Here is a 7,956-nt window from a genome sequence, read left to right as displayed (position 1 = left end):
AATCATGTTGTTACTAGTAGTCATTCATATGTCCCCCTGAATTTTTGTCGGATAATTATCATTATACGACCAATTTCGACAATTCTTTCTTAAAATTTTAACTTTCCATTAATTACCTCCGTATTAAAGTAGATCGCTGGATTTGCGATAGGCGCTTTGAATTAAAAACCTGAGAATTAATATGTAGAAGAATGAAAATCTTCAAGTAAAAAGGCGAGCCCTTATAGATGGGGCTCGCCTTTCTTATCTAAGGCATTCAACATGCCGTTCTTCATGCTAATCTTCCTTAAATCCTTCCCCATGCACATCATGCACATCATTGATAATGATGAATGCCCGGGGGTCGACCGATTTGGCGATTTGATGGAGACGGCGGATCTCCGGCCTTGATACAACGCAGTATGCCATGTATTTGGATTGCTTGGAGTAGGCGCCGATCGCAGGAATCAAGGTCACTCCTCGATCCATTTCCTTCGTAATAATATCCGCAATGTCCGGAGCATGATCACTGATGATGGTAAAGGCCTTGGCCGAGTATGCCCCTTCCTGGATAAAGTCGATGACTTTGGAAGCGATGAATACCGCGACAAGGGTATACAAAATGTTTTCCTTCGCTACATAGAAGAGAGACAGTGCAATAATGATGATATCGATAGTCAGAATGACCTGTCCCATACTGAAGCCATATTTGCGGTTCATAATTCGGGCTACTATGTCGGAGCCGCCCGTCGTGCCGCCGAAGCGGAATACAATGCCAAGTCCTGCGCCAAGCGTTACACCCGCATAGAGAGAGGCAAGAATATAATCCGTTTCAAAGGTTTCGATCCAGCCATGCTCAATCATCTTTTCGAAGATCCATAAAAAAAAGGACAGGGAACCGATCCCGATTCCCGTATAAACAATCTGGCGTCCGCCAAGAATTCTCCATCCCAGAAAGAATAAGGGGATATTCAGAAGCAGGTTGGAGAACGATGGGGAAATACCAAAAGCGTATTTGAGCAGGATCGTGATCCCGGTCACACCGCCCTCCATAAGCTGATTGGGTATAATAAAATAGAGAAGTCCGAAGGCATAGATTGCGGTTCCCAATAAAATAGGAAGCACCGTTTTCACAACCCCCGATAATTTAAATGAATTCATTAACTCCATCCCTCACCTATCCATATAAAGTGAATTCTCAGCACACTTTCTTAGTATATCTTTTTTTCGTGCGATTAAAAATGATTTGTCTTCAAAACTTCTTTGCGATAACATAGGGATGAAACTCACAACTTGCGGAGGAATGTCGGATGGAAGAGAAGTCTCTCGCCGAAATGCAGCGGGAAGTGGACCGATACATATCGCAGTTTAAGGAAGGCTATTTCAGTCCGCTTGCGTTGATGGCTAGAATGAGTGAAGAAGTCGGAGAATTGGCCCGAGAGGTCAATCATAGCTATGGCGAGAAAAAGAAAAAAGCAGACGAAGCGGACAATTCCATTGAATTGGAGCTTGGGGATATTATGTTCATCACGATGTGCTTCGCCAATTCGCTGGGCATCGATCTGACGGAGGCTCACAACAAGGTGATGCATAAATTCAATACCCGCGATGCGAATCGGTGGACTCGGAAGGACACCGAATAAGGACCTCTGTCATATGCTGTACTGTGAACAGCCCATGACAGGGGGGGAGCAGATGAAAGCGGAGGACTACCTTAAGAAGGCATACCGAAGCATTTACAATAATGATTTTGAACAGGCGATATCCTGGTTTGAGCAGGCGCTTTCCATTGAGCCGGATAACGCAGATATTCATTATCGGTGCTCCATCACGTGTGCGCGCAGCAGCAGGCTGGACAAAGCAATTGCCCATGCCAGACTGGCAGTCGCTTTAATGCCTGCACAGGAGGAATATAAGCTGCATTTTGACCGGATGCAAGCCAAGGAGCTAACACAGCTGGCCAAGAAGCGGTTGGATTCTTCTTCCAGCAGTTCATCACAGGGAAGCAATTCATCATCTGCGGTTCGTCTGTTGAAGCGGGCCGTCCAGTTGGATCCGCTGTCTGTAGACTCGCAGGTGTGGTTAGCTATTGCCTATGCCGAGACAGGTCAATATGTGAATGCGCTGAAGGCGCTGCGGGATGCATCGTCATTGCCCCAGGATGAAGCGGTAGCGACACAGCTTCGGGAACTGGAGCAGAGAATACGCAAAGCCATGAAAACCTAGTTGAACAAGTGGAGGTATCAGGATGACGGATAGAATCAGAGTTGCTGTGGCCGGAGCAGCTGGCAGAATGGGACGCGAAGTCGTCAAAATGGTGCTGGAGGATGATAGTCTGGAGCTGGTTGCTGCAATCAGCATCGATAATGATGGAGAGGATGCAGGCGCGCTTGCAGGAATGAAGCCCTGCGGTGTGAAGCTGACATCCGATCTGGAGCTTGCGCTGCTCGAGAGCAAGCCGCATGTCATGGTTGATTTCACTACCCCGGCATCAGCATACGGAAACACCGAGCTAGCCATCAAGCATGGCGTTGCTCCTGTAATCGGTACGACCGGCTTTACGCCGGAACAGATCGAAGGTCTGGACAAGCAGTGCCGGGCCAAGAAGCTTGGCGGGCTCATTGCACCGAACTTCTCCATTGGCGCAATTCTGATGATGAAGTTCGCTGCGGAAGCAGCCAAATATTTTCCGCATCTGGAGATTATCGAATATCATGGGGATCAGAAACTGGATGCGCCTTCGGGAACTGCGGTGAAGACCGCTGAACTGATTGCGGCTAACCGTGAAGAGCTGCGCCAGGGCAATCCGAACGAGGAAGAGACGATTGAAGGCTCCAGAGGCGGCTATTATAATGGCTTTAGAATCCACAGTGTCCGGCTGCCTGGAGTATTTGCGCAGCAGGAGGTCATCTTTGGCGGATTCGGACAAAGTCTCAAGATACGCCACGATTCCTATGATCGTGCAGGCTACATGCCGGGCGTCAATCTGGCGGTCAAGAAAGTGCTTCAATGCGAAGGCATGGTTTATGGTTTCGAACATTTAATGGATGGATAGTAAGGGGAGAGAGAGAACATGTTGAATATCGCTTTTATTGCGCACGACCGTAAAAAAGAAGATATCGTTAATTTTGTGATTGCCTATGAGCATGTGTTCAAGGGGAAAAAGCTGTATTCGACCGGTACGACAGGGATGCGTATTATGGAAGCGACAGATCTGCAGATTCACCGCTTCCTGTCAGGGCCGCTTGGCGGCGATCAGCAAATCGGTGCTCTGATCGCGCAAAATGAAATGGATCTCGTGCTCTTCTTCCGTGATCCATTAATGGCACAACCGCATGAGCCGGACATTACCGCGCTGTTGAGATTGTGCGATGTGCACGGCATTCCTGTCGCGACGAATTTGGCTACGGCGGAGATTCTGGTTCGCGCTTTGGATCGCGGAGATTTCGGCTGGCGTGAGCTGGTTGAATCCAACAAGCCGGGATTGGGGTAAGGATGAGTATATCTGTAGAACCGTTGGACATCCTTGTGTTCGGTGCTCATGCGGATGATGCGGAGATTGGCATGGCAGGCACTATTGCCAAGCATACCGCTGCCGGTATGCGGGTTGGTCTGTGCGACCTGACGTACGCCGAATTATCTTCGAATGGCACGGTAGAGCTAAGGCTTCAGGAAGCTGATGCGGCTGCCCGGGTGCTTGGCGTTGCCATGCGCATAAATCTCGGTCTGCCGGACCGCGGATTATTCGGGACACCGGAACAGATTGCTGCTGTAACAGAGGTTATTCGCACCTATGCACCGAAGATGGTGTTTGCTCCTCATTGGGAGGATCGCCATCCCGATCATGTGGCATGCAGCAAGCTGGTGCAAGAGGCGGTATTTAATGCGAAGCTGCGCCGGTATATGCCGGACAAGCCGGCGGTTAGTCTGCCGGAGCTGTATTTTTACTATATTAACGACTGGAAAACCCCGGATGTGCTTGTGGATGTAACGGACCATTATGTGCTCAAAGAGCAGGCGCTTGGCTGTTACCGTTCCCAGTTCATGAAAGCGGAAGGTGAGGATGTTGCACCGACGCCGCTCAACCAGGGGTATATCGAAAGGGTGCAGGCCAGAGATGCCTTGCTGGGGCAAGCCCGGCTGATACCTTATGCCGAAGGCTTCACAGTAAAGACACCTTATCTTGTTCATCTGTTCGGAGCCAGCCGCTCATAAACTATACTTGTGAATTAAGGAATCAAGGAGGCCGCTGGCGGATGGATTCATTTCTGAAGATCGGCATTACATGTTACCCGTCTCTCGGCGGGTCAGGAGTAGTTGCGACAGAACTCGGCAAGCTGCTTGCGGAGAAGGGGCATGAGGTTCATTTTATATCGCATAGCGTTCCTTTCCGTCTTGGCAGCTTCCATAAAAATATTAAGTATCACGAAGTGGATGTCAGCGACTATTATGTGTTCCGCTATCCGCCTTATGATCTATCACTAGCTACCAAAATGGCTCAAGTCGCCAAGCAGCAGGAGCTGGATGTGCTTCATGTGCATTATGCCGTTCCGCATGCTGTGTGCGCATTCCTGGCCAAACAGATGGTTGGCGATAAGCTGAAGGTGGTCACGACCTTGCATGGAACGGATATTACTGTACTGGCACAGGATGAGTCGTTGAAGGATCTGATCCGGCTTGCTATTAATGAGAGCGATGCTGTAACCTCGGTGTCCAAGGATCTGACCCGGGAGACCCGGGAAGTACTGGATATTACCCGGGAGATTGATCTGACCTACAATTTCGTAGATCCACGAGAATATTATCCGCGCAATACCTGCAATTGCAAAAATGACTTTGCTGAGCCAGGCGAAAAGGTATTGATGCATATTTCGAATTTCCGGCCGGTGAAGCGGGTTGGCGATGTGGTTGATGTATTCAAGAAGGTCCAGGAGCAGGTGCCTGCTAAGCTGTTATTTGTCGGCGAAGGCCCGGACCTTCCGAAGATTCAATGGAAAATCCGGGAGATGGGCTTGGAGAATAAGGTGCACTTTCTGGGCAAACAGGATGATATCGCTCAGGTGATCTCCATGGCGGATCTGCTGCTGCTTCCTTCCGAGAAGGAGAGCTTCGGGCTTGTCGCTCTGGAGGCAATGGCATGTGGCGTGCCTACGGTGGGCTCTATCGCGGGCGGTATCCCGGAATTGATAACACACGGTGAGACTGGTTATCTGGCTCCGATTGGCGATGTGGATGCGATGGCCGAACATTGCCTCGCATTGCTGACCCAGCCTGAACAGATGAATAGATTTCGCGAAGCCTGTCTGCAGCGTGCCAAGAATGATTTTAGCAGCGAACGGATGATGCAGACTTACGAGTCGATCTACTATCGAGTGCTTCAACGCGAGGCTCCCGGCGTGAATCACATCTGTCCTTGAGCCTTAGATTCGCACGAGAAGTATGCTTGGAGGCTGATGCTATGAACAGATGGAGAATGGTTCCCCCCCTGATGGTTCGTCAGGGGGAGCTGGTGTTGGAACGGCTTACAATGCAGGGCTTCGAAGCCTACTTCGTAGGCGGATGCGTTCGGGATGAATTGATGGGACGCCCGGTCCACGATATGGATATTGCTACCTCGGCTACACCGGAACAGGTCGTTGCTCTGTTTGAACGGACTGTGCCGACTGGAATTCAGCATGGTACTGTAACCGTACTTATGGAGGACCATGCGTTCGAGGTGACGACCTTTCGCAAGGAAGCGGAATATGAAGATCACCGCAGGCCCTCAGAGGTGCAATATGTACGTGATCTGGAGCAGGATTTGCAGCGGCGTGATTTCACTATGAATGCCATCGCTATGGATCGTCACGGAAAGGTTAGTGACCCGTATCACGGGCTTCAGGATATTGAAGCGGGTGTCATTCGTGCGGTAGGCAGTGCTGCCGAACGCTTTGACGAGGATGCCTTGCGCATGGTGCGTGCTGTTCGGTTCGCCTCGGTCTTCGGTTTCCGTCCGACCAAGAGTACCTGGTCAGGTCTTCGGATTTGCCGCGACAAGATCGCCTATATTGCAACCGAGCGTATTCGCGCTGAACTGGAAAAGATGATCGCAGGCCCTCGCCCGCTGCGGGGACTGGAGCTATTGCGGAGAAGCGGCTTGTTAGAATACATAAACGCACCTGTTCCTATGGCGGCGCTGCGGTGGTCTGCCAAGGAAGCCCAGAATGACTGGCTAGCTGCCATCGAGCATGCAGAAGGGGCTGAGCTGCCGGAGCTTCGGTGGTCGCTGCTGCTTCAAGGCTTGAGCGTTCAGGGCGATGAGGCGGGCCCGCTGCTGAAGCGTTGGACATTCTCAAGAAAGTTGTCCCAGGCGGTGTCCAATATCATCATCTTCGATGAAGTGATGAACACGATGAATGAAGATCACTCCATTTCGCCGGAGGCGCGGAGAAGCCGGTTCATCAAGACTGCGCTTCGGCTCGGCAAGGAGACGGCGGAAGGCTGGCTGCTTCGGAGAAAGGCTCTGGTGAAGAACCTTAGCCCAGAAACCGAAGGGGATGTTCCGGGTAAAGCTAATCTTCCAACGGATTTCCCGGAGGCAGAGTGGTTTAGAGCGATCACGGTATTTGCCCTGTCGGACCTGGAACTGAACGGCGGCGAGATCATTGCCGCAACCGGGCGGAAAGGCGGCCCTTGGCTAACCGAGCTATTAAACGGATTACTATTTGCCGTTGCGGCAGGGGAACTAAGAAATGAGAAAAATGTACTTCTTGAACATGCGAAAGCTGTGGTGAATACGAATGGACACATCTAGACTGTTAACCTTGCTTGAGGAACACGCTTCAACAGGGGAATATTTGTCCGGTGAAGAATTAAGCAAGCTGCTAAAGATCAGCCGAACCGCAGTCTGGAAGCAGATCAACAAGCTAAGAGAAGAAGGCTATGAATTTGATGCGGTATCCCGCAGGGGCTATCGCCTGCTTCATGCACCAGATCGGATGACTGCTGAACGGCTGGAGCGGTACTTGCAAACGAAGCTCTATGGGAGGAAACTGCAACTGCTGAGCGTAACAAGCTCTACCCAAGCCGTAGCTAAGGAATTGGCAGAGGAAGGTGAGCCGGAAGGCACGCTTGTTTTTGCTGAACAGCAGACTGTCGGAAGAGGAAGGCAAGGGCGCAGCTGGCATTCTCCGCCCGGCAAAGGCATATGGATGAGTGTGGTTCTGCGGCCCGAGCTGCCCCTAAGATCCGCCCCGCAGCTCACCTTGATGACCGCAGTAGCGGTATGCCAGGCGATACGCAAGGTAACCGGCGTGGAGTCTGGCATCAAATGGCCGAACGATCTGCTCGTAGGCGGCAAGAAGGTGTGCGGGATTCTGCTTGAATCAGCAGGCGAAGACACCCGGATGAAATATTGCATCGCGGGAATCGGAATTGATGTTAATTTGGAGCAGGAAGACCTTCCCGGACATTTACAGGGCATTGCTACTTCGCTAAAGCTTGCTGCGGGTCAGACTCAAGATCGGGCAGAGCTTGCGGCAGAGGTGCTCCTTCGAATGGAACAGCTGATGGAGCTTTATCAATCTGAAGGCTTCCAGCCGATCAAATTACTGTGGGAGGACATGTCCGTCACGATCGGGCGGGGCGTGTCGGTCGCAGGGCATCAGGGGATGAACACAGGCAGGGCAGTCGGCTTGGATGATTCGGGCGGATTAGTGATTCTGGATGAATCCGGAGCGCTTGCCACGATTTTTTCTGGAGAACTTGAACTTGACTGATGAAAAATAGGATGTAATTTGTTATACTGTCCACATGAGGCGATATCGATTGAAATCGAATTGCACTCTGATGGGCAGACTTAAGTAGATAGGTAATGAAGTACAGAGTTTCCAAGATCGCATGGATTCTGCTCTGAGCCGATGAGGACCGAGACAGAAAGAACGAGCGAAAGACGACTCTTCTTTTGTGTGGATTCGGGACCTTTAGTGCCAAACTAAA

General features: G+C 50.9%; 9 protein-coding genes. 8 read left to right on the top strand and 1 reads right to left on the bottom strand.

The genetic code is table 11. The features are described 5' to 3' along the window. Positions 1-276: 276 nt before the first annotated feature. Positions 277-1,140, bottom strand: a complete 864-nt coding sequence (locus KQJ23_RS21745; RefSeq protein ID WP_216481009.1) for a YitT family protein — start codon at positions 1,138-1,140, stop codon at positions 277-279. A gap of 149 nt (positions 1,141-1,289) precedes the next feature. On the opposite strand from KQJ23_RS21745, the gene KQJ23_RS21740 reads away from it, so the two are divergent. The 8 genes from KQJ23_RS21740 to KQJ23_RS21705 are packed head-to-tail and all read left to right on the top strand — an operon-like array spanning position 1,290 to position 7,736. Next, a complete protein-coding gene (locus KQJ23_RS21740) occupies positions 1,290-1,622 on the top strand; it encodes a nucleotide pyrophosphohydrolase (protein ID WP_044478912.1) in 333 nt (110 codons plus the stop codon). A gap of 52 nt (positions 1,623-1,674) precedes the next feature. Beyond that, complete coding sequence (locus KQJ23_RS21735) at positions 1,675-2,205, top strand: tetratricopeptide repeat protein (protein ID WP_216481008.1); 531 nt, start codon at positions 1,675-1,677, stop codon at positions 2,203-2,205. 22 nt (positions 2,206-2,227) lie between these two features. Next, a complete protein-coding gene (gene dapB / locus KQJ23_RS21730; protein ID WP_216481007.1) occupies positions 2,228-3,034 on the top strand; it encodes a 4-hydroxy-tetrahydrodipicolinate reductase in 807 nt (268 codons plus the stop codon). An 18-nt stretch (positions 3,035-3,052) separates the two neighbouring features. Beyond that, positions 3,053-3,472 carry a methylglyoxal synthase gene (mgsA, locus tag KQJ23_RS21725; RefSeq protein ID WP_216481006.1) on the top strand — a complete coding sequence of 140 codons (420 nt, stop codon included), beginning with the start codon at positions 3,053-3,055 and terminating at the stop codon, positions 3,470-3,472. A 2-nt stretch (positions 3,473-3,474) separates the two neighbouring features. Beyond that, a complete protein-coding gene (gene bshB1 / locus KQJ23_RS21720) occupies positions 3,475-4,194 on the top strand; it encodes a bacillithiol biosynthesis deacetylase BshB1 (RefSeq protein WP_216481005.1) in 720 nt (239 codons plus the stop codon). 41 nt (positions 4,195-4,235) lie between these two features. Beyond that, a complete protein-coding gene (bshA, locus tag KQJ23_RS21715) occupies positions 4,236-5,396 on the top strand; it encodes an N-acetyl-alpha-D-glucosaminyl L-malate synthase BshA (RefSeq protein WP_216481004.1) in 1,161 nt (386 codons plus the stop codon). Positions 5,397-5,437: 41 nt separating this feature from the next. Next, on the top strand, positions 5,438-6,772 hold the full coding sequence (locus KQJ23_RS21710) for a CCA tRNA nucleotidyltransferase (RefSeq protein ID WP_216481003.1): 1,335 nt from the start codon (positions 5,438-5,440) through the stop codon (positions 6,770-6,772). Continuing rightward, the gene (locus KQJ23_RS21705; RefSeq protein ID WP_216481002.1) at positions 6,759-7,736 is read left to right on the top strand and encodes a biotin--[acetyl-CoA-carboxylase] ligase; all 978 of its coding nucleotides are present in this window, start codon (positions 6,759-6,761) and stop codon (positions 7,734-7,736) included. The genes KQJ23_RS21710 and KQJ23_RS21705 overlap by 14 nt, the downstream gene beginning before the upstream one ends. Positions 7,737-7,956: the final 220 nt, after the last annotated feature.

This window comes from Paenibacillus brevis, from assembly GCF_018919145.1.
Taxonomy (GTDB): domain Bacteria; phylum Bacillota; class Bacilli; order Paenibacillales; family Paenibacillaceae; genus Fontibacillus; species Fontibacillus brevis.
This window is presented reverse-complemented; position numbering and strand designations above follow the sequence as displayed.

What these genes read in the sequence shown, in the direction of transcription:
- KQJ23_RS21745 (WP_216481009.1), bottom strand. Translation starts at nt 1,140, where the DNA reads ATGAATTCATTTAAATTATCGGGGGTTGTGAAAACGGTGCTTCCTATT.
- bshB1 (WP_216481005.1), top strand. Translation starts at nt 3,475, where the DNA reads ATGAGTATATCTGTAGAACCGTTGGACATCCTTGTGTTCGGTGCTCAT.
- bshA (WP_216481004.1), top strand. Translation starts at nt 4,236, where the DNA reads ATGGATTCATTTCTGAAGATCGGCATTACATGTTACCCGTCTCTCGGC.
- KQJ23_RS21735 (WP_216481008.1), top strand. Translation starts at nt 1,675, where the DNA reads ATGAAAGCGGAGGACTACCTTAAGAAGGCATACCGAAGCATTTACAAT.
- dapB (WP_216481007.1), top strand. Translation starts at nt 2,228, where the DNA reads ATGACGGATAGAATCAGAGTTGCTGTGGCCGGAGCAGCTGGCAGAATG.
- KQJ23_RS21740 (WP_044478912.1), top strand. Translation starts at nt 1,290, where the DNA reads ATGGAAGAGAAGTCTCTCGCCGAAATGCAGCGGGAAGTGGACCGATAC.
- mgsA (WP_216481006.1), top strand. Translation starts at nt 3,053, where the DNA reads ATGTTGAATATCGCTTTTATTGCGCACGACCGTAAAAAAGAAGATATC.
- KQJ23_RS21705 (WP_216481002.1), top strand. Translation starts at nt 6,759, where the DNA reads ATGGACACATCTAGACTGTTAACCTTGCTTGAGGAACACGCTTCAACA.
- KQJ23_RS21710 (WP_216481003.1), top strand. Translation starts at nt 5,438, where the DNA reads ATGAACAGATGGAGAATGGTTCCCCCCCTGATGGTTCGTCAGGGGGAG.